The organism is Acinetobacter sp. FY683 (assembly GCF_059515885.1).
The window spans coordinates 1-21,302 of sequence record NZ_JCAKNA010000008.1 but is presented as its reverse complement, the minus strand read 5'-3'; the positions used below and the strand labels follow the sequence as shown (position 1 = coordinate 21,302).

The 21,302-nt window shown below is 36.1% G+C and carries 22 protein-coding genes; 8 read left to right on the top strand and 14 right to left on the bottom strand.

The genetic code is table 11. The features are described 5' to 3' along the window. The first annotated feature begins 37 nt into the window (after window positions 1–37). The 3 genes from mutS (at window position 38) to AC5YDH_RS06070 (ending at window position 3,672) form a co-directional block, all read left to right on the top strand. On the top strand, window positions 38–2,659 hold the full coding sequence (mutS, locus tag AC5YDH_RS06080; protein ID WP_496117694.1) for a DNA mismatch repair protein MutS: 2,622 nt from the start codon (window positions 38–40) through the stop codon (window positions 2,657–2,659). 166 nt (window positions 2,660–2,825) lie between these two features. Further along, window positions 2,826–3,143, top strand: coding sequence for a hypothetical protein (locus AC5YDH_RS06075; RefSeq protein WP_496117692.1), 318 nt, complete (start codon window positions 2,826–2,828; stop codon window positions 3,141–3,143). 199 nt (window positions 3,144–3,342) lie between these two features. Continuing rightward, complete coding sequence (locus tag AC5YDH_RS06070) at window positions 3,343–3,672, top strand: hypothetical protein (RefSeq protein WP_496117690.1); 330 nt, start codon at window positions 3,343–3,345, stop codon at window positions 3,670–3,672. A 97-nt stretch (window positions 3,673–3,769) separates the two neighbouring features. On the opposite strand, the gene tsaD is transcribed toward AC5YDH_RS06070, so the two are convergent. Continuing rightward, a complete protein-coding gene (tsaD, locus tag AC5YDH_RS06065; protein WP_496117688.1) occupies window positions 3,770–4,786 on the bottom strand; it encodes a tRNA (adenosine(37)-N6)-threonylcarbamoyltransferase complex transferase subunit TsaD in 1,017 nt (338 codons plus the stop codon). Window positions 4,787–4,932: 146 nt separating this feature from the next. Between tsaD and rpsU the strand changes: the two genes are divergently transcribed. Then, window positions 4,933–5,148 carry a 30S ribosomal protein S21 gene (gene rpsU, locus AC5YDH_RS06060; RefSeq protein WP_001136722.1) on the top strand — a complete coding sequence of 72 codons (216 nt, stop codon included), beginning with the start codon at window positions 4,933–4,935 and terminating at the stop codon, window positions 5,146–5,148. A gap of 34 nt (window positions 5,149–5,182) precedes the next feature. Continuing rightward, window positions 5,183–5,629: a GatB/YqeY domain-containing protein gene (locus AC5YDH_RS06055; RefSeq protein WP_496117655.1), complete on the top strand. Its 447-nt coding sequence runs from the start codon at window positions 5,183–5,185 to the stop codon at window positions 5,627–5,629. A 116-nt stretch (window positions 5,630–5,745) separates the two neighbouring features. On the opposite strand, the gene AC5YDH_RS06050 is transcribed toward AC5YDH_RS06055, so the two are convergent. The 10 genes from AC5YDH_RS06050 to AC5YDH_RS06005 all read right to left on the bottom strand — a co-directional run bounded on the left by AC5YDH_RS06050 (window position 5,746) and on the right by AC5YDH_RS06005 (window position 16,560). Continuing rightward, window positions 5,746–7,191 (bottom strand): M48 family metalloprotease, encoded by a 1,446-nt coding sequence (locus AC5YDH_RS06050; protein WP_496117653.1) that lies wholly within the window; start codon window positions 7,189–7,191, stop codon window positions 5,746–5,748. An 82-nt stretch (window positions 7,192–7,273) separates the two neighbouring features. Further along, window positions 7,274–8,248 carry a 2-hydroxyacid dehydrogenase gene (locus AC5YDH_RS06045; protein ID WP_496117651.1) on the bottom strand — a complete coding sequence of 325 codons (975 nt, stop codon included), beginning with the start codon at window positions 8,246–8,248 and terminating at the stop codon, window positions 7,274–7,276. Window positions 8,249–8,262: 14 nt separating this feature from the next. After that, on the bottom strand, window positions 8,263–8,907 hold the full coding sequence (locus tag AC5YDH_RS06040; protein ID WP_496117649.1) for a hypothetical protein: 645 nt from the start codon (window positions 8,905–8,907) through the stop codon (window positions 8,263–8,265). An 88-nt stretch (window positions 8,908–8,995) separates the two neighbouring features. Beyond that, complete coding sequence (locus tag AC5YDH_RS06035) at window positions 8,996–10,885, bottom strand: M48 family metalloprotease (protein WP_496117647.1); 1,890 nt, start codon at window positions 10,883–10,885, stop codon at window positions 8,996–8,998. Between the two features lie 88 nt (window positions 10,886–10,973). Beyond that, entirely contained in the window at window positions 10,974–12,512 is a 1,539-nt protein-coding gene (gene purF / locus AC5YDH_RS06030; protein ID WP_496117646.1) for an amidophosphoribosyltransferase, read from the bottom strand. Window positions 12,513–12,536: 24 nt separating this feature from the next. Next, entirely contained in the window at window positions 12,537–13,121 is a 585-nt protein-coding gene (locus AC5YDH_RS06025; RefSeq protein WP_496117644.1) for a CvpA family protein, read from the bottom strand. A gap of 1 nt (window position 13,122) precedes the next feature. Further along, complete coding sequence (locus AC5YDH_RS06020) at window positions 13,123–14,124, bottom strand: quinone-dependent dihydroorotate dehydrogenase (RefSeq protein ID WP_496117642.1); 1,002 nt, start codon at window positions 14,122–14,124, stop codon at window positions 13,123–13,125. Window positions 14,125–14,360: 236 nt separating this feature from the next. After that, on the bottom strand, window positions 14,361–14,813 hold the full coding sequence (locus tag AC5YDH_RS06015; protein ID WP_496117640.1) for a phosphoglycerate mutase family protein: 453 nt from the start codon (window positions 14,811–14,813) through the stop codon (window positions 14,361–14,363). A 76-nt stretch (window positions 14,814–14,889) separates the two neighbouring features. Continuing rightward, window positions 14,890–15,960 carry an NAD(P)H-dependent glycerol-3-phosphate dehydrogenase gene (locus tag AC5YDH_RS06010; protein ID WP_496117638.1) on the bottom strand — a complete coding sequence of 357 codons (1,071 nt, stop codon included), beginning with the start codon at window positions 15,958–15,960 and terminating at the stop codon, window positions 14,890–14,892. Window positions 15,961–15,984: 24 nt separating this feature from the next. After that, the gene (locus AC5YDH_RS06005; protein WP_496117636.1) at window positions 15,985–16,560 is read right to left on the bottom strand and encodes a nitroreductase family protein; all 576 of its coding nucleotides are present in this window, start codon (window positions 16,558–16,560) and stop codon (window positions 15,985–15,987) included. 282 nt (window positions 16,561–16,842) lie between these two features. On the opposite strand from AC5YDH_RS06005, the gene AC5YDH_RS06000 reads away from it, so the two are divergent. Further along, window positions 16,843–17,223 carry a hypothetical protein gene (locus AC5YDH_RS06000; RefSeq protein ID WP_496117634.1) on the top strand — a complete coding sequence of 127 codons (381 nt, stop codon included), beginning with the start codon at window positions 16,843–16,845 and terminating at the stop codon, window positions 17,221–17,223. An 89-nt stretch (window positions 17,224–17,312) separates the two neighbouring features. Here the strand turns inward: AC5YDH_RS06000 and rhlB are convergent, their stop codons facing one another. Next, a complete protein-coding gene (rhlB, locus tag AC5YDH_RS05995) occupies window positions 17,313–18,464 on the bottom strand; it encodes an ATP-dependent RNA helicase RhlB (RefSeq protein WP_496117632.1) in 1,152 nt (383 codons plus the stop codon). 99 nt (window positions 18,465–18,563) lie between these two features. Next, a complete protein-coding gene (locus tag AC5YDH_RS05990) occupies window positions 18,564–18,779 on the bottom strand; it encodes a cold-shock protein (protein WP_004280099.1) in 216 nt (71 codons plus the stop codon). Between the two features lie 378 nt (window positions 18,780–19,157). On the opposite strand from AC5YDH_RS05990, the gene AC5YDH_RS05985 reads away from it, so the two are divergent. Together AC5YDH_RS05985 and rpoH are read left to right on the top strand one after the other, a co-directional pair. Continuing rightward, window positions 19,158–19,391: a sulfurtransferase TusA family protein gene (locus AC5YDH_RS05985; RefSeq protein WP_496117624.1), complete on the top strand. Its 234-nt coding sequence runs from the start codon at window positions 19,158–19,160 to the stop codon at window positions 19,389–19,391. Window positions 19,392–19,515: 124 nt separating this feature from the next. Further along, on the top strand, window positions 19,516–20,385 hold the full coding sequence (gene rpoH, locus AC5YDH_RS05980) for an RNA polymerase sigma factor RpoH (protein ID WP_496117622.1): 870 nt from the start codon (window positions 19,516–19,518) through the stop codon (window positions 20,383–20,385). Between the two features lie 90 nt (window positions 20,386–20,475). Here rpoH and AC5YDH_RS05975 read toward each other — a convergent pair whose 3' ends face one another. Continuing rightward, window positions 20,476–21,222 carry an IS5 family transposase gene (locus tag AC5YDH_RS05975; protein WP_496116939.1) on the bottom strand — a complete coding sequence of 249 codons (747 nt, stop codon included), beginning with the start codon at window positions 21,220–21,222 and terminating at the stop codon, window positions 20,476–20,478. Between the last annotated feature and the right edge of the window lie 80 nt (window positions 21,223–21,302).

Genomic DNA, 21,302 nt, shown 5'->3' with positions numbered 1-21,302 from the left:
TGCTAAAATCGAATGAATAAATAACTTAATTAATGTGATGACGACGCTTTCAATGACTGATCTTTCCAACCACACCCCGATGATGCAGCAATACTTAAAAATAAAAATGCAGCATCCTCATTCATTGATGTTCTATCGCATGGGCGATTTCTACGAATTATTTTTTGAAGATGCTCAAAAAGCTGCAAAAATTCTAGGTATTACACTCACACATCGTGGTAAAGCCAATGGCAACCCTATTCCTATGGCAGGTGTACCCTATCATGCTGCTGAGGGATATTTAGCCCGCCTTGTAAAAAAAGGTGAAACCGTTGTAATTTGCGAACAAATTGGAGAAGTAACAGGAAAAGGTCCTGTTGAGCGTGGCGTTGTACGAATTATTACCCCTGGAACGCTCACTGATGATGCACTTCTTACTGCACACCAATCTTCTAACTTAGTATCTATTTGTATTCAACAAAATGAAATTGGTATTGCTTTACTTGACCTAAGTGCAGGTATTTTTAAGGTTCAGCAACAAGAGTATAAAACTGAGCAATTAAGCATCGAACTTTCACGGTTAATGCCAAGTGAAATAATAATTGATGAAAACATTATCGATCCAAATATTATTGAAGATATTAAACGCACTTTGGACTGTCCTATTACAAAGCGTCCAAATGTCGATTTTAATATTAATAATGCACAAAAAACTTTATGCGACCAGCTTGGTGTATCGACCCTATCAGGTTTTGGTATAGATCATTTACCTTTAGCAAAAGCAGCTGCTGCCGCACTTATTCACTATGCTAAAGAAACGCAAAAAACAGCCTTACCTCATATTCGTTCAATTCTACTTGAACAAAGTAGTGACTTTATTGCTTTAGACCCAGTTACACGTCGAAACTTAGAGCTTATTGAGCCACTTTTTGAGCATGGTACAGCTTTATTCCAACTCATCAATCAATGTCAAACTGCAATGGGTGGACGCTTACTCAGTCGTACTTTGATGCAACCACTACGTGATACCGCTATTTTAGATGATCGTTTAGATGCGACATCTGCGCTATTAAATGGTTATCACGAAGAACCTGTCCGTTTGGTATTAAAAGAAATTGGCGATATTGAGCGTGTACTTAGCCGTGTCGCTTTAGGTAGCGCTCGCCCACGTGATTTAGTCCAATTACGTCAGACTTGTGCTCAGATTCCTTTTTTACGTCATGCACTACAACCTATTATTAGTGCAAATAAATCTAAATTACTTCAGCAGCTTAATGAAGAGCTAGGCGATTTCCATGGATTACATCAACGCTTAATGTCTGCCGTTGTAGAAAATCCGCCTGTTTTATTACGTGATGGTAATGTAATTGCTGAAGGCTTTGATAGTGAGCTTGATGAACTTCGTAAAATACGAGATCACGCAGGTCAATTCCTTATTGATCTTGAAATTCAAGAACGTGAAAATACAGGTATTTCAACACTAAAAATTGGCTATAACCGTGTAAGTGGTTATTACATTGAATTGACTCGTGCTCAAGCAGAACAAGCACCTGATCATTATATTCGTCGTCAAACATTAAAAAATGCTGAGCGCTATATCACGCCAGAACTAAAAGCGTTCGAAGATAAAGTTTTATCAAGTGAGTCTCGCGCGCTTGCACGTGAAAAAATGCTCTTTGAAATGTTACTCGAAGAACTTCGTGCGGATATTGGCAATTTACAAATGATGAGCAGTGCAATTGCACAAGTTGATATGCTTACAAATTTTGCCCATCAAGCACGTCTAAGAAGTTGGAACAGACCTGAATTTACACCTGAAATTGGTGTAAATATTGTTGCTGGTCGACATCCTGTAGTTGAAGAGTTAAGTAAATCTGTATTTACACCAAATGATACAACGCTAAACTTTAATCATCGTATGGCGATTATTACAGGTCCGAATATGGGCGGTAAATCGACCTTTATGCGTCAAACAGCGCTCATAGTATTATTGGCATATTGTGGCTGTTATGTTCCTGCTCAATCTGCCGTACTTGGTCCAATTGATCGTGTATTTACACGTATTGGCTCCGCAGATGACCTCTCTACAGGCAAATCTACCTTTATGGTAGAAATGACTGAAACATCGCAAATTTTACATCATGCAACAAACCAATCTTTAGTTCTTATGGATGAAGTTGGACGTGGTACAAGTACATACGATGGTTTATCACTTGCTTGGGCATGTGTTTTAGACTTAACCAAGCGTATTAAATGCTTATGCTTATTTGCGACACATTACTTTGAACTTACGGAACTAAGCAAAGAAACGGGTATTGATAACTATCACGTGACCGCAAAAGAACTAAATGGCAATTTAATTTTATTACATAAAGTTCAACAAGGTCCTGCAAGTCAAAGTCATGGTCTACAAGTTGCAAAACTAGCGGGTATTCCTGCCAATGTCATTAAAGATGCACAAAATCGCTTAAAGATTTTGGAAAAGCAACAACAGAAATTGGTGACATCTTCTGTACAAAATGACTTATTTGCAATTGAGCCTGAACCAGAAGTGCTAGAACGTATTATTGAAGTTGAAAAGAGTTCACCTGCTTTAGACTACCTTCAATCAATTGATATCGACAACCTCACCCCTCGACAAGCACTTGAGCAATTATATGCTTTAAAAGAAAAGCTTTAATTTAATTTTAGATTTCCTGAATAAACCGTTGTAGTCCTAGCTATAACGGTTTGTTTTTATATTCGTACACAAAATCAACAAAATCACCCACAAAAACGCAAAATACATCACACTATTTTCAGGTGCATTAATTTTTTATTTTATTCATAAATAATAGGTTTTTATAATGAAAAAAGGTCAAATTGCATTAGTGCTCATTATTGGTTTAGCAATTGGTTCTATTGCAGGCTATGTAGCATACTCCCAACTTACAGCACGTTTTATTGCAGCAACTACAGCATGTACTATTGCAAATGAAGCTGTAAAAAATAAACTACTTACTACAGAACAAGTCAAAGAGCTTGGGCATTTTACAGGTCAAGAACTTAATAAAAATTATGCTTCTGTTGCTTCAAAACTCGCATTAACCAAAGATCAGATTGATGCTGCTTCTCCTGCATCTCATTGTAGCCAATTCCTTGTAGGTATTAACCAATCGAAATAACCTAAATTACTTTGCTTTATACTTACATCAGACGAATATCATCCCATCTACAATAGATAAACCTGTCTGATGTAAGTCAATAATGACCTATTAAAATAATATTTTTCTAATTTTTTGCTTATCTACCCATTTTTACTTAAAGTATGCACTTTATTTTTTATATTCTCCCGCTATGAATTTTAGATTTTTTGCCTTTGGAATGAGCCTATTATTTGCAATGGTTATCGTTGTTATGATGCTAACCATGATAGGAAGTCAATTCCTTACAAAAGATCAACTTTCGCTCATCATTGAACCCATCTTTTTCATTGGTTTTATCGTTATTGGATATTTCATTTATCAACGAGCATTACCCAATAAATATATTCACTCAACTATACTTTGCCTGATTTTAATTGCATTCATTGGTATTTTTTTAGATGTCATTAAACAGGTTCCAACAAACCTATGGAAATTCTTATTATTTAGTTTTGCATTATTGCAAGTTGGAGTTTTTATTAAGCTCATTATGCTCAAAATTAAAAAATAAGCATTTTAAAAATGAACTAAAACCACGTGCTTTTCAGTAAAAAAATAGAAATAACACCATAAAAAAAGAGGCTCTCAAGCCTCTTTTTACAAACACTTTATACTTCTGCTGGATTGCTCAATTCTGTCATTGGCCAACGAGGTGTTGTTGTTACAGACAAACCATCTTGCTGCCCTGCTTTTAAACGCTGATAACCTGCAAATGCAATCATTGCACCATTATCTGTACATAAAGCAGGTTCTGCATAATAAACATTAGCACGTATTTTCGCTAAATCTGCTTCCAAACGCTCACGTAAACGCTTATTTGCACTTACACCACCAGCAATAACTAAGCGCTTTAAACCAGTTTGTTTCAAAGCTTTTACAGATTTTTTCACCAAAGTATCTACAAGCGCTTCTTGGAAACTTGCAGCAATATCCGCATCACGGTTTTCACCATCTAACTTTTTAAGTTGTACAGAAACTGCTGTTTTTAAACCGCTAAATGAAAAATTAAGACCTTGATGCAACATTGGACGAGGAAATTCAAAGGCATCTTTGGTACCACTTTCCGCCAAACGTGAAATATTTGGACCACCTGGATACGGAAGTTTCAACATTTTTGCGACTTTATCAAATGCTTCACCAGCCGCATCATCAATAGACTCGCCCAATAACTCATATTGTCCAATACCGTATGCAGCCATCAGTTGTGTATGACCGCCAGAGACCAATAAAGCGACAAACGGAAATTCCGGTGGAGTTTCTGATAATAATGGTGCAAGCATATGACCTTCCATATGATGAACACCAATAGCAGGTTTATTTAAAGCAAATGCTAAAGTTCGACCAAATAAAGCACCTGTCATTAATGCACCCATTAAGCCTGGTCCACGTGTATAAGCAATCGCATCAATTTCAGATTTATTCACATTACTTTCTGCAAGTAACTGATTAATTAATGGAATTAACTTTCTAACATGATCACGAGATGCAAGCTCTGGTACTACACCACCATATTCAGCATGCAATTTAATTTGGCTATAAAGTACCTGCCCTCGTAACCCCAACTCGCTGTCATACAATGCAAGTCCTGTTTCATCACAAGAAGTTTCTAAGCCCAAAACGATCATTAAATTGCCTATAAATTATATCAAATCAAATGCGAAGCCTATTATAGACTTGTGGTATGAGATGTAAATGAGTAAAATACTGCACTTCACTTGTGATCTAAGACAATTCGGTCTTGATCTTATCCATAACTTAATGAGGATTCTTCATGCCACAAGTTAAATTGAAAGAAGGCGAACCAGTAGACGTAGCTATCCGTCGTTTCAAACGTTCATGCGAAAAAGCTGGTGTTTTAGCTGACGTTCGTAAACGCGAATTCTACGAAAAACCAACTCAAGAACGTAAACGTAAAAAAGCTGCTGCTGTTAAACGCTACCAAAAGAAATTGGCGCGTGAATCAGTACGTACTACTCGCCTTTACTAAGATTAATTTGTGATTGACTGCCTGGACTAAATAAATGACTACTTTAAAAACCCAAATTATGGACGTTCTGAAAGCAACAATGCGTGCTAAAGAAATGGACAAATTGACGGTAATTCGTAGTTTACAGGCGGCAATTAAGCAAATCGAAGTCGATGATCGTAAAGAGCTTGACGACGCTCAAGTTCTTGCGGTCATTGAAAAGCAAATAAAACAACGTAAAGAATCGATTAAAGCCTTTCTAGGTGCTAATCGAGATGATTTAGCTAGTAAAGAACAAGCCGAACTTGAGGTTTTATCTCAATTTCTACCAGAAGCTATGACTGAGGAAGAACTTGATTCTATCATTGCGCAAACTATTGCTGCGCAAGAAGCTACTAGCATGAAAGATATGGGTAAGGTGATGAACTCTCTGCGTCCGCTCATAGCCGGGCGCGCCGATCCTTCTCTAGTTTCTAGCAAAATTAAAGCTAAACTGGCTTAATATCTTAAAATCTATTGAATTACGTTGAACTGTCTTTATTAAAAGTCAGTTCATAACGTCAATACCCCACAAAAATAAAAACACATACAAGTCTCTTCTTCAATTATAAACAACTCTTAAAGCTTATACTGTCGTTCTTTCTGCATTTCTGTTAGACGTTTTTTAACTGTTTCAGACATTACCAAATTCTCTTTAGATAATCGTTGTGCATGCAATAAAGATTTAATCGCATTATCTTCATGACCTGTCCAATACTCTACTTCCGCCCTATATCGTAAAACATTAACCGTACGCAAAGGATTACTCTTATCTGCATTTGCTGACTGTTGCATGAGCAACCATGCTGTCGAATCAATTGGGTTCTTACGAATAAATCTTTGCACTATAGCCTGTGCTTCAGCTTGCATATTTTTACGAATAAGCACTTCTGCATATTTAAAATTTAATGCACGATTTTCTGGCGTAACTTTAGCTATGGTCTGAATTTCATTTAAAGCCGAGTCAATATTATTTTGTCCTAAATAAATATCTGTTTGAATTAATGTTATAAGGTTATGCGATTTTTTATGCTTTTTCGCTTCGTTTAACATATTTTGAGCAGTTTTATATTCACCTGAATGTAAATAATATGCCGCCAATGCAATTTGGTTGGCTATATTATTTTGAGCAGTCATCATTTTTAATTGATGTTCTGTTTTTTGTTTCGAAAGTACAGCTGTGTAATTCTTTAAAATTTCAAAATCTGTTTGATCTAGTTTCTGCCGTACTTGTGGCAATTGTCTTGCTCTAAGACGAGCCTCGCTCATACGCTCAGTTGTGAGTGGATGTGTAAACCAAAAGTCAGGTAAAAAACTCACACGGGCTGTAGCACGATTCATAACCTCAAAAAAGTCCGCCATACCTTCAGGGTTATAACCTGCCGCATACATATATTGCATACCAATACGGTCAGCCTCTCGTTCCTGATTACGACTATAAGAAAGCTGTTTATCTATTAATGCCGCTTGTGAACCAAGCATTACAGCAGCACCAGCATTAGAGTCCGACTGCGTTGCAACAAGAGCCCCAACAATAATCCCTGCAAGTGCTAATAATCCTTGCCCCTTAAAGGCTTCCTGAGATCGGCTGTAATGACGTTGTGTCACATGTGCAATTTCATGCGACATGACACCCACAACTTCATCCATCGTTCTAGCAGATGTAATTAACCCCGAATTTAAAGCAAATAAACCACCAGGCACAGCAAAAGCATTAATTTGATTATCATTAATAACAACCAAACCAACAGGTTTAGGTAATTGCGTCTGGCTTAAAATTTGAGAAAAAACTAAAAATAATTGATCTTCTAGCCATGGATCATTGAGTACAGGCATCTGCCGATGTACTTCTCTATATACCTTTTCACCAATATATTTTTCATTTTGTTTATCTAAAAGTCCGACCCCACTACCAATTTCAGGAATATTAAATTGAGTTTTTTGATTAAATAAAAAAGATGGATCATCCGCACATGTAATTGCAGAACTCACCCCTAAACCTAATGCAAAAATAATTTTTCTCAAAACTTAACTCAATCCTTAAGTAAGATGACTTATTATTTAAAATATACCATTCAAATATGAAGATTAATGCAAAGATCTGTTATTACTTTGATAAAATTTCTCTATTTACAACATTGCATGGTTCATTTCCATCTAACACATTAACCAAATTTTGATAAGCCAGTTCCGCCATTTTCTGACGCGTGCTTGCTGTTGCAGAACCAATATGTGGCAATGTCACCACATTATTTAAGCCAAATAATTCAGAGTTTTGCAATGGCTCTGTTTCATAAACATCTAAGCCCGCAGCAAATATTTTTTTGTTTTTTAATGCCTCTATTAAAGCCGATTCATCAATGACTGAACCACGTGAAATATTAATGAGTACAGCATGTTTTTGCATTAAATCGAGCTCTTTATGACTTATAAGCGCTTTAGATTCTGTATTTAAATCTACCGCAACAACAACATAATCCGACCGTTGTAATAAACCACTCAAACTACAATATTCTGCATTTAAAGACTGAGCAACTTCTATTTTGGGCTTACGGTTATGGTATAAAATATTCATATTAAAGCCATAAAAACCGCGCCGTGCAATTGCTGCACCAATATGCCCCAATCCTATAATTCCCAATGTCTTACCATGTACATCTAAACCAAATTGCTCAGTACCAACTGTTCGTTTCCACTCTCCATTTTTTACCCAAGAATCTAATGATGGAACTTTCCTTGCAGCACTCATTAATAATGTAAATGCTAAATCTGCTGTACTTTCAGTCAATACATGGGGTGTATTACAAAGTAAAATTCCCTGCTGATTCAAATAATTTAAATCGTAATTATCGTAACCCACACTTACACTAGAAATTACTTTTAACTTCGTTGCTGTAGATAAATTTCTTTCATTCAGCAAGCGACCCGCACCAATTAAGCCATCTGCATCTTGTACTTCTTTTAAAATTTGTGCATTCACATCACCCAGTTTCGGGTTAATTACACAAACTTGAAATTTTTCTTTAAGCTTTTCTAATATTTCTAAATCTATTTGACTAAATACAACAACTTTTTTCTTCATTCCCTTTCCAATATCTATAATTTATTTTGTATAAAATTCCATAATCTTCTTTTCAATAAAGGCTCATCTAACATATCTTGCAAAGTTGCTAAGTACATCATATTAGAATTTTGATAGTGCGGAATTTGCCCCAATACTAAAATTGTTTTTTCCATCGAAATCACATCTAAAAAGCCTTGAATATAACTATTCACAGCATATCCATCTTGTAAGTCTGGCAATGCAAAAGGCCAGTTTAATTCTGTGAATTCTGCCTGCACTGCACGTTGAATATTAGACCAGAGCATTTGTTGATCTGCCGTAATATTGCTTCCTTCCATAAGAATGACAATATGAGGCAATACCAAAGCCTGAATATTAAAAGGTTCTAAAACAACCGTTGGTCGCAATTCTTGTTCAATTTCAATTACAGGTGCTAACTGTGGTTTTGACTCACCTTTAACCTGAACAGGTTGCTCTGTCTCAAATGACAAGATAGGATCATTTAAAAGCACATCAGCAACAATAGACTGATCTTGTAGCGTAAGATCTAGCATCACTTCAGGCGTATTTTGATCACGCCAAATAGTAGATTGAGGCAATTCTTGGCACACAACTTCTCTAGAAATCCAAATATCGATTCCTAAATTTGCCAATACTTCACGTGAATGCCCAATCATTAAATTATCTACACTAAGTTATCTATTAAATTTCTTGTCTATTCTAACGAGAATGCACTTAATTTTCTCTTATATTTAAACCACTATCTTAAATAATGATCAAACTATTTTTCTTCTGCATTAACTCTACAATTTCATCACTTTCAAAACCAAGCCTCCAATACAAAAGCTCCAAAACATCAAGTTCATCTTGAGTAATAATTCGATCATTCCATAAGCAAAGTTCAGCAATACTTAAAATATTCAAACGCTCACGCAATAATAATCCTGACATATCTTGCAAAATTTCTGCTAAATCAATAGGTTCATCAGAAATATCTTCATATAAAATAGCTTCTTCTGGACTTAATATCCGATTTAGAATTCGCTCACGTGTTTCCAACTGGCTTTCGCTATTAATTTGCTGAACATGCAACAGTGCATCAATCAACCGAACAATATGCACTTTTACTTCATCTAATGAAGTTGGAATATGCAGTGGCAATAAATTTACTTCAAATTTCACACGCTCTAAAAGTAGTGCATCCAATAAACCAATTTCACCATCTTCTTGAATAATTTTTGCAAGCTTAGTTAAAAATTGACGTGCCACACTTGTAGGCATATTTCCAATGCATCCACAAGCTTCATGAAATATTGCAACATGCGTACGACCATCTTCATTCAATAGCGCATCGACAATGGCACGACTCACTTCAGCATCAGCAGGAATAAACTCCCTATATTGACGTATCATAAGAATTGCCACCATAACCTCGCGTGCACCAGTTGCTGTTTGCAATGCGCGCTGAATAAGCTCTGGACGTTGCATATTAGAACGTACTTCAGGGTTTAGTGGTTTAATTGCATCTTTTAATGCAAAACTAATTGGAGATAACCGTAAAAGAGGTAATGGTTCTGGAGATTGCCATGATGTTGAATATTCACCACTCAGTTCCTCTAGAGGTCTAAATAGACTAAACCACGGTAAATAACGTATTTTCTTTAAATTCTCTAGCTGTAAATCCTTCACCAAAGATGAGTCTAATTCAAAAATTCGAGCCTCAATACTCGGATGAATATTCATCCAACTTTGTGGACTTAAAGAATTCGCAAAACACATGTGCGAAATAGACTCGGAAAACTCACTATGTATTTGTGAACCTGCATGATGTACATAAATTCGCAATAAAGTTTGAATATTCGCATTATTTTTTATTAAATTTTTAGTATTTATATCATTTTCAAAAGTACGACCACTTAGCGTTATATATTTAACCAAGCGATTAATTAGTACCCCCAAACTTCCAATGAGCCAAATTACACCACCAAATGCAATAAAAGCTGTTGAAAGCTTATGCGGATCTTGCATGTAATTACGATTAAACCCTCTCTTTGCTAGCTTACTTCCCAACTGACTAAATGAAGTTAAACTGCTATATAAAATTTTAATTTTTGTATTTTCAGCAGTTTCACCTGATAAAATTCGGTTAAACTCATGACTCAATAAACCATATAATTCTTGCTGATCTAAATTTTGTAATGCGCCCCAAGTAATAATAATGACAATATCTTTGGGATAAAACCCTGCAGTGAGTGCATTTACCCCCACTTCATCTGCCAATACATATACAGCTGGTGTTTCAATATTAAATTTTTCTGCTAATTTCGCCACTATGCTTAAAGCAATATATTCTTCTGGGGTGCTTTCTAAAAAGTTTAACGATCTTGCTTTTAATTTTCTTGCTAAAGAATGTCCACCCGAACGAAATACATAACATTCAATCGCAATGGAAACAGCCATAATAGATAAAATAATAAGACCAAAAATAAGACTAAAATCATTCCATAAAATAGCTTGAGTTTGATCAAAATAATGTACAACAACACCAAGCAAAATATTTAAAATGCCAAGTGTGAAAGCCACGGCAATAGCCCAAATAAATGCAGCTAGAGCCATATTTTTATTTTTTATAAAATAACAACTTACATCCTTCAATGTAAATTTCCCAATATTTGAGTCTATATCTACATCATAAATTAAAAAGGCGGGAAATTCCCGCCTTTCTCACAGAAGAAGAAAACAATTATTCTTCTTGCAAACCTGTTAAATCAACAGAAGCAGCATCAACATTTACATCGATGTACGGATCTGTCTTAGTTTTAGCAGATTCACTGCGCTGTTTTTGCAGATTATCTAAGTATTGTTCATCAATGCCACCAGCAACATAAACACCATCAAATACCGAACAGTCAAAATCTTCAACCTCAGGTACTTTTGTTGTTCTTACTGCATCTTTTAAGTCTTCCAAATCTTGGAAAATTAAACGATCTGCACCAATAATCTCACGAATCTCTTCAACGCTACGCTCAGACGCAATTAACTCTGATTTAGCAGGCATATCAATACCATACACGTTTGGATATTTCACCATTGGTGCAGCAGATGCAAAGAATACTTTTTTCGCACCTGCATCACGTGCCATTTGAATAATTTCATTACACGTTGTACCACGTACAATTGAGTCATCCACAAGTAAAACATTCTTGTTTTGGAACTCAAGTTCTACAGGGTTAAGCTTTTGGCGAACCGATTTTTCACGTTGCTTTTGACCTGGCATGATGAAAGTACGACCGATATAACGGTTCTTCATGAACCCTTCACGGAATTTCACACCTAAGAAATTTGCAAGCTCTAATGCCGATGTACGTGATGTATCTGGAATTGGAATGACCACATCAATATCGTGCTCTTCACCCCACTCACGCGAAATTTTCTGCGCAAGTTTTTCACCCATTTTTAGACGAGCTTTATAAACTGAAATACCGTCAATTGTTGCATCTGGACGTGCAAAATAAACATATTCAAAAATACATGGACGATATTCAGGATTTACAGCACATTGTTTAGTGAATAATTGACCTTCACTATCAATAAAAATTGCTTCACCAGGAACAACATCACGCTCAACTTTAAAACCTAACGCTGTTAAAGCAACAGATTCCGAAGCCAAAATGTATTCTTTCCCTGCGTCAGTATCGCGTGAACCTAAAATTAATGGACGAATACCATTTGGATCACGGAAACCAACAATGCCATGACCTGTAATCATCGCAACAACAGCATAACCACCTTTACAACGCTCATGAACACGCGCTACAACATGGAAAATATCATCTGAAGTTGGGTTTAATTGACCACGCTTTTGCAATTCATGTGCAAATACGTTTAACAATACTTCCGAATCTGAGTCTGTATTCATATGACGTAAGTCAGTTTTGAATAAGTCATCATGAATTTCTTCAGCATTGGTTAAATTGCCGTTATGTGCCAACGTAATACCGTATGGAGAGTTCACATAAAACGGTTGTGCTTCAGCACTACTTGAAGAACCTGCTGTTGGATAACGCACATGACCAATACCGTAATTTCCCTTTAAAGCACGCATATGACGTGTATGAAATACATCACGCACCATGCCATTGTCTTTACGAAGGAATAAGCGACCATCATGACACGTCACAATTCCAGCCGCATCTTGTCCACGATGTTGTAACATCGTTAATGCATCAAACAACATTTGGTTAACAGGTGATTTACCAGCTATACCAACAACTCCACACATAGCAACCTCGCAGACAAGCTAGGATTAATAAAAAGGATTATTCGTTGACTCACCTGATTTTCCACTCGATTTATGTGAATTTTCAGGTATTGAACTTGAAGATGCCTGAGTATCTTCAGATTTCATGTGCTTTAACGCTTCATTTGCAGCCTCTTTAGACAACTCTGTTGCCCAAGGTGCATAGGGAAGTAAATGTTGTATAAATTTAGATTGTTTCCAATGTGGCGAGCTTTCTACCCAGGGTCCAATTCCCTGCATAGTAATAAGCACAACCAACAAACCCTTCAATGTACCAAAAGCACCACCTGCCAGCCTATTTAATGGACCAAGCTTAAGTGATTTTAAAATTCCATTTAAAAGTGATGTCACAATCCATGTTGATACAATAATAACCAAAACAATGAAAGCAAATGCAGATATCTTCTGAACGACCGGATCGGAACTCAATGTAGACATAAGTGGCGCTAAGCTAGAAGAATATTTTGCCGCCATAATCAGCGCAAAAATCCATCCAACCAAGTTCGCAAAGGCTTTTATCAATCCTTGTCGCAAACCGTTTAGCCCTCCAATGAGCAAAATGATCAATATAAAGACATCAATCGTATTCATATTACAGCGCGTTAATACAGTCTTTAATTAATTCAGGACCTGTATAGATTAAACCACTATACACCTGAACAAGGCTGGCACCTGCTTCACGTTTAGCAACTGCCTGCTCACCAGACAAAATACCACCCACACCAATTAGTGGAATTTGACCATTCAATGTTTTTGAGAATGCAGCTAAACATGCTGTACTTTTCTCAAAAACAGGTGCCCCCGACAAACCACCAGCTTCTTCCGCAAATGGTAAACCTTCAACACCCTCACGTGACAATGTTGTATTTGTCACAATCAAACCATCAATTTTAAATTCAATAAGTTGTTTTGAAATAAATTGAATATCTTCAGCTTCAAGATCTGGTGCAACTTTTAGTACTAAAGGGACATAATGAGAATTTTCTTCAGCTAACTCTAGTTGACGCTTTTTCAATGTTGAAAGCAATTCTGTTAACGCATCGCCACTTTGTAAACTACGTAAATTCTTTGTATTAGGCGATGAAATGTTTACAGTAATATAAGATGCGTAGTTATAAACCTTTTCTAAGCAAATAAGATAATCATCTACTGCATTTTCGACAGGAGTATCGGCATTTTTACCAATATTAATGCCCAAAATCCCTTTGAATTTGGATGCTTTTACATTTTCAATAAGCTGATCTACACCATCATTATTAAACCCCATACGGTTAATAATGGCTTTTGCTTTCGGCAGACGGAATAAACGAGGATGTGGATTGCCCGATTGTGGGCGTGGTGTAATTGTTCCAATTTCAATAAATCCGAAACCTAAATCTGCTAAAGCATCAATATAGGCACCATTCTTATCTAAACCAGCAGCCAAACCTACAGGATTGGAAAATTGAATACCCATACACACTACTGGTTTTTCAGGAACATTTTGTCGCATCAAGCCCATTTTATGGGTCGATTTCAATAAAGATAGTGTCAGCTCATGTGCACGCTCTGGTGCTAAAGAAAACAACAAAGGGCGAGCAAGAGAATACAACATATCGGTAAAAGTCTACTGCTTTTTAAGTCGACATATTATAGGCATAGGTCGTAGAAAACACCATGCTTTGCAGGGTTTTATTTTTACCGTTTAACGCCCTGTTGTTGTAAATTTACACTATTTAACCAAATAAACTAAAACCATATTCAGCACTTATGTTCAATTGTGTTATTTGTGTAATAAATCTAACACTTGCGTATAAATGTATCAGCCCCACAAAATATACTGCTCAAAATTTAGCTGCTTGGAATAAACGCTTTTATTTGTGTAGACAACCCCGCAGCAATAACAGCCTGCTCATAGATACGTGCTTCTGCCAAATGATATGGATGAAATGATTCAGATGTTAAAATAGAAGAAATATGTGCTATTACATTCATGTGACAAACAACTGCAATTGACTCATAAGGCAATTGAGATAACCATTCGACTGCAACCTTTGCATCATCTTCAGGTTTAATGGTATTGCAAATCACTACAGGCACATTTTTAAAATAAGTTTGTAAATATGAAAGTGTTTCTTGAGCACGTAATAAAGGACTTACAACAAAAACTTCAGGCTGAATAACTTCTTTTAAAAACTCAGCTGTTTCTCTAGCTTGTTGATGACCACGTGCTGTTAAAGGTCGCTTTTCATCATTAATGACAGATGGTGCTGCTTCACCATGACGCACAAGAGTTAATTGCATAAAACTGCCTATTTATTTTCTTAAAGTATAATGAGGAAAAGATGGCAGTTTTATGAAACCACCATCTTTCTATTTCTTATTTTTGATGTGGCAGAATAAACTCAACATCACTACGCTGCCCATTTTTCATCATAGAAAAAGCAATGGAAATTGTGGGCGCACCTTTAAAAATAATTTCATATAACGCACAGGTAATTGGCATATATACCCCCAATTCCTCGGAACGTGTACGAACTTGAATAATTGTATTAATTCCTTCAGCAGTTTGTCCTAATTCTGTAGTTGCTTGCTCTAAAGTTTTACCCTTACCCAAAGCATAACCTACTTGATAATTACGACTAAGCGGGCTATTACATGTTGCGAACAAATCCCCCACACCCGACAAACCTAAGAAGGTCAATGGATTTGCCCCCAACTCCACTGCAAATCGACTCATTTCCGCCAAGGCACGCGTTAAAATCATACTTTTAGTGTTCTCACCCACTTCAAATGCCGCAGCCATTCCCATAGCAACCGCATAAATATTTTTAAGTGCACCACCCAATTCAACACCATTCACATCATCACTTGCAAACACACGGAAAAGTGCACTATGTAATGCCTGTTGAACTGCATTACGTACAAGTTCTGAGTCACTTGCAATAACAGTACCTGCTGGCTGACCTGCTACAATTTCTTTTGCTAAGTTTGGTCCCGAAAGCACACCAAAAGGAACTTCTGGAAGTTCTTCTTGAATAATGCCACTCATAAAACTAAATGTATCTGCCTCAATACCTTTCGTTAAAGACACAATTGCTTGGGATGAAACAAAAGGTTTTATCTGACGTAACACATCACGAAATGAATGACTTGGAATAGCAACTAAAATAATGTCACGATCACGTACAGCCATCTCAATATTAGAAACAGCTTTTAACTCTTTTTCTAATGAAAAATCTGGCAAATAACGCTTATTAATATGTGTTTCATTTATTTCTTTTGCTGTGACTTCATCGCGAATCCAAATCATAGTGTCACAGCCATTGCGTACAGCTGTATTTGCCATAGCCGTACCAAAGCTACCACCACCTAAAACAGTAACTCTTAACCCCGTTTTTTTAACTTCCGTGTCACTGCCTAGAAAACTTGCAAAATCTAATTCACTCATTTTTATTTTTTCCAAAAAACTAATCTACTTATTCCAAAAACTAACAAATTCGCTTGTATTAATTTCACCGCGCGCAGGAATAGCTTTTACAGCTGTTCCTATATAAATAATACCCGAAATCAAATCATCTTCACCCAAACTCAGTGCTTGCTTAAAGTGTTTAGACTCGACCACTGCACCACTACGCCACATGGTTGAAAAACCTTGTGATTGCAATGATAGTAAAAAGTTCTGAATTGCTGCACCCGTACTTAATGTTTGTTCAAAATAAGGAACTTTAGGATGATCGATAAATTGCGTTAATGCTAAAACCAACAATGGTGCACGATATGGATGATTCTTAACACGCTCCAATTGCGCTATTTCAGTTTGACCTGTATCTGCCAAAGCCTGAGATAACAACTCTCCAAATGCTTCACGTTGATCTTCAGGTATCACTACAAAACGTGTTGGTTTTAATCGATGATGATCTGGTGCAGTTAAAGCAGCTAGAAATGCTTTTTCTAATTGCTCCCCATTTGGCGCAGGTTCAACCAAATGACCAATAGATTGACGTTGATGAATATTTTGATGAATGAGATCGACCGCTGTATCCGCCATTGACTTCTATATCTGCTTTAAAAATTTCATTAAGATTAGCACAAAGTTTAAAGTTCAAGACAAATCTATTGCCGTTTTTACATGAGAATATCAATGATGGTTTTAGATAATTTCGATCATTCATGTTTTTATAAGATCGATTCAACAACTTACATGGTAGATATACAATATAATATTCTATGCACCAAGCCTCAACAAAGTCTTTTCAATTCTTATACATAAGCCACATATTTCAAACTTCAAAATATGTTGAAATCAAGAAATCAACTCAGGGGAAACAACATGAATAAGATTATTGTTTTTACATCTATTATCCCACCGCTCTTATTGTTATCTGCATGTAGTTCAAACCCAACAACCAACACCCTTGCGATTCAAAAACCAAATAATCAATATGAAATAACAGGTTTAGGCAAATCAGAAGTCATTGCAAAAAATAATGCTGCTGTTGCTGCAAACAAAACCTGTGGAAAAGCCACAGCGATTGTTATCGATGAAAAAACTACTTATAACGGTGTGCTAAAAGGTGTTGTAGATGATCAAACTGGAAAAATGATTCAAGCAGCCGCTGGTATTTTAGGTACAATTGCAGGCAAAAGTACAGATATATCTAAAGATGATGACTATCAAACTGTACTCACATTCCAATGCCAAGCAAAGTAAATATCAAATAATTTACACAATAAAAAAACCGCTTTATTAAGCGGTTTTTTTATTTCTCTTTCGTAATCTTGTGATTCAAAAACCTTGAATTAACAATAACCATCTAAACGTGTAAGCGGCAATTTCTGTCCAATGGCTTTTTCAATTTCTGGTAAATAGAAAGCATCATCTTCAGACAAGAAGCTAATACTTACACCACGCGTACCCGCACGCCCAGTACGACCAATACGGTGTACATAATCATCCGACTGCTCTGGCAACGTAAAATTCACAACGTGAGATACGCCATCTACATGAATACCACGACCTGCAACATCGGTTGCAATCATAATATTGTGTTGACCATTTTTAAACTGATCTAACATTTTTAAGCGTTTGTCTTGCGCAATTTCACCAGATAACATCACGACTTTATAACCATCTTTTTTCAAATGATCGTATAGCTTTCGAACTTGATCACGACGGTTCGCAAAAATCATGACTTTTTCAATAGGTTCATCACGTAAAATTTCTTCTAACAATTTGTATTTGTCAGATTTTGCTACCATATACACACGCTGTTCAACATCTGCATTGGTTTTCTTTTCTGGTTCAATTTCAACGGTAACAGGCTCAAACAACCATTGCTGTGCTAAATTTAATACATCGTAGCTAAATGTTGCAGAGAACATTAGTGTTTGGCGCTGCTCTTTACGTGGAGAGTAACGAACAATACGTTTTACCGATGGAATAAAGCCCATATCCAATAAACGGTCTGCTTCATCAATGACTAAAAACTCAATTTGATCTAACCAAACTTCTTTTTGCTCCACAAAGTCAATTAAGCGACCCGGTGTTGCCACAATAATATCGACGAAGTTTTTGCTCAGTTCAGCTTTTTGCTTTTCAAAATCTACACCACCCAATAAGGTTACTAAGTGTAGATCTGTAAATTTAGTTAATTCTTTTGCATCACTTTCAATTTGCAATGCCAATTCACGTGTAGGTGCTAAAATAAGAGCACGTGCTTCACCACGGAAACGCTGTTGCTGAATTGGATTGTTTAATAAGTCATTAATAACACTAATCAGGAAAGCAGCAGTTTTACCTGTACCTGTTTGTGCACGACCAATCGCATCGTGTCCTGCCAAAGTAAATTTTAAAACCTTTTCTTGAATTGACGTCATTTTAGTGAAGCCTAATGCATCAATTGCTTTTTTCAAATTTGGATGTAAATTTAAGGTTTCAAAACCAGCTGACATATTAATGTGCTCTAACTCATAAATAATAAAATTTCATACAGTATAAACAAAAAACGCTCCAATAAACATTGGAGCGTTTTTATTAGTCTAATTTTTCAATTAGTCTAATGGCTGAACTTCTTCAGCTTGGAAGCCTTTTTGGCCTTTTACAACACTGAACTCAACACGTTGGCCGTCACGTAGTGAACGGTGGCCGTCGCCTTGAATAGCACGGAAATGAACAAATACGTCATCACCGCCATTGCGTTGAATAAAACCAAAACCTTTAGTGTCGTTAAACCACTTAACTACGCCTTGTTCGCGAGCAGCTGTCATTTAGTTAATCCTCATAGACATAATTGAAGGACCACCCGGTGTTGCAAGCAGCAGACAAACAAAGCTTAAAAACATTTTTTATTTCCAAACTTATAATCATTCTGTAAAACTATTAACAAAATCCGGTTACATCCATTTCTAACCAAGTTGCTCAGTAACTTTTATAGTTACCATAACACCGAAGTCACTTTGAGCTTATCATGGGTTTATTACAAATAATAGAGTTTTTTCAGATATCTTATTCAGATTTAAGCGTATTTATTTTTTATAAATCAATTTAAATTGTTAATCTTAATCAGAATAAATAAAAATTCACATTTTTTCATTTTTCTGCCAATTTTTTGTATAATTGACCTGTTTTTAAACGGTTTAAATTAAATGGATGATGTAAATCAAACCTTAGATATTATAGATGCAATGGGAAAACCTTGCCCAATACCCCTTTTAATGTTAAAAAAAACGCTGAAGAAATCTACAAACCAGCAGTTTTTACTTAAATCATCTGACCCGCATAGCCAACAAGATGTACTTCGATATTGCCAGCTTCACCAATTAAAGTGTGAAGTAAAATGTATTTCCAATAATGAATTTCATTATATAATTGCTCAATAATTCATTTTTTAATCCTTTGGCATAAAAAATTACATTTCTTCACCATTTCCACTTAATTTAGTTGGATATTCACATTAATATGAATGTCATTGATAATTCATCGACACATCCTAAAGGAGTTCCTATGAGTGACAGCAGCAATCATTTGATGCCCCTGTCATTATCAGCACCAGGTTCAAACCTTGGGGCTTATATTAGCACTGTCAATCAAATTCCAATTTTAACTGCCGAACAAGAAAAAGAGTTGGCTGATCGTTACTTTTACGATCAAGACTTAGATGCAGCAAAAATGTTAGTGATGTCTCACTTACGTTTTGTGGTTCATATTGCCCGTAGTTATGCAGGTTATGGCTTACCACAGGGTGACTTAATTCAAGAAGGCAACTTAGGCTTAATGAAAGCGGTAAAACGTTTCGATCCAACTATGGGCGTACGTTTAGTTTCATTTGCTGTGCATTGGATTAAAGCCGAAATTCATGAATATGTTATTCGTAATTGGCGTATTGTCAAAATTGCGACCACTAAAGCACAACGTAAATTATTCTTTAACTTACGTAGTTTAAAAAAATCGAGCAAAAAGCTAACTCTTGAAGAAGCACAATCTATTGCAAAAGACTTAAATGTCACAGCAGAACAAGTGCTTGAAATGGAAGGTCGTTTAACTGCCTATGATGCTGCTTTTGAAGCTCAAGGTGATGACGACGATGAAGGCTCTACTTATGTTGCACCTGCTTTATATTTAGAAGATAACCGTTACGACCCTGCAAGACTCGCTGAAAATGAAGATTATGAAGAGCAAAGTACCAATGCCCTTCATGATGCAATGGATCAACTTGATGATCGTTCACGTAATATTCTACAGCGCCGCTGGTTAGACGATGATAAATCTACCCTACATGAACTTGCTGCTGAATATAACGTATCTGCTGAACGTATTCGTCAGCTAGAAAAAAATGCAATGGAAAAAATTAAAGTGGCAATGTCGTCAAATTAATTTTCTATTCTATAAAAAAGGGCTTAAAGCCCTTTTTTATTGTTTAAAATTTGTTTGGAACTCTTATTATATTTAGGGGCTGTTGACATTTCATAATGGTAACCAAATAAAGATGCAAGCTAAGGCAACAGAATTTTCATAGCTTTGCTTTAGCTTATCATAGCGTGTGGCAATGCCTCTAAAGTGCTTTAATCTAGCAAAGGCATTCTCAACTAAATGCCTGATTTTATATAAATACCAATCCATATGATCATGATTTGATAGTGTATTGGATTTCTTAGGAATATTGGCTTGAGTACCCGTATTTTCTATCTGTTCTCTCAAGGATTCAGAGTCATAACCCTTATCTGCACATAGAGTTTCTGTCTCGTTTAGGTAGAGGCTATCAACTAATTTAGGTGCCACTTTTACATCGTGGGTCGTGCCATCCTCTATTAGAAACTGAACAGGGTTCCCATGAGCATCAACAGCCAAATGAATTTTAGAACTGTTTCCACCGATACTTTTTGAAATAGCCTGATTTTTAATTCCTGTAGCATGTTGATGAGCTCTCACATGACTAGCATCAATAAATATCCACTCTAGGTCAGCATCAGATGAAATTAACTTAAATATTTTTAATAGCTTATTATCTTTCGACCATCTAGAAAATTTCTTGAATATGGAGTTTGGCTTTCCAAAAGTGGCGGGTAAATCCCGCCATGGGCAACCTGTACGGATTCTATAAAGAATAGCTTCAATAAAATTACGAAGATTTTGTTTGAGATAAATACGAAAATTACGGAAAATAGTTTCTAACTTAGACCAGTGTTGATCAGTCAACATTGTACGAGGCATAGCGAGGAGTAGATTTGGTTTGGCGATTAAATTTTACTTTCTCGCTATTTTTTTTGCACAGCAAATGTCAACAGACCCTA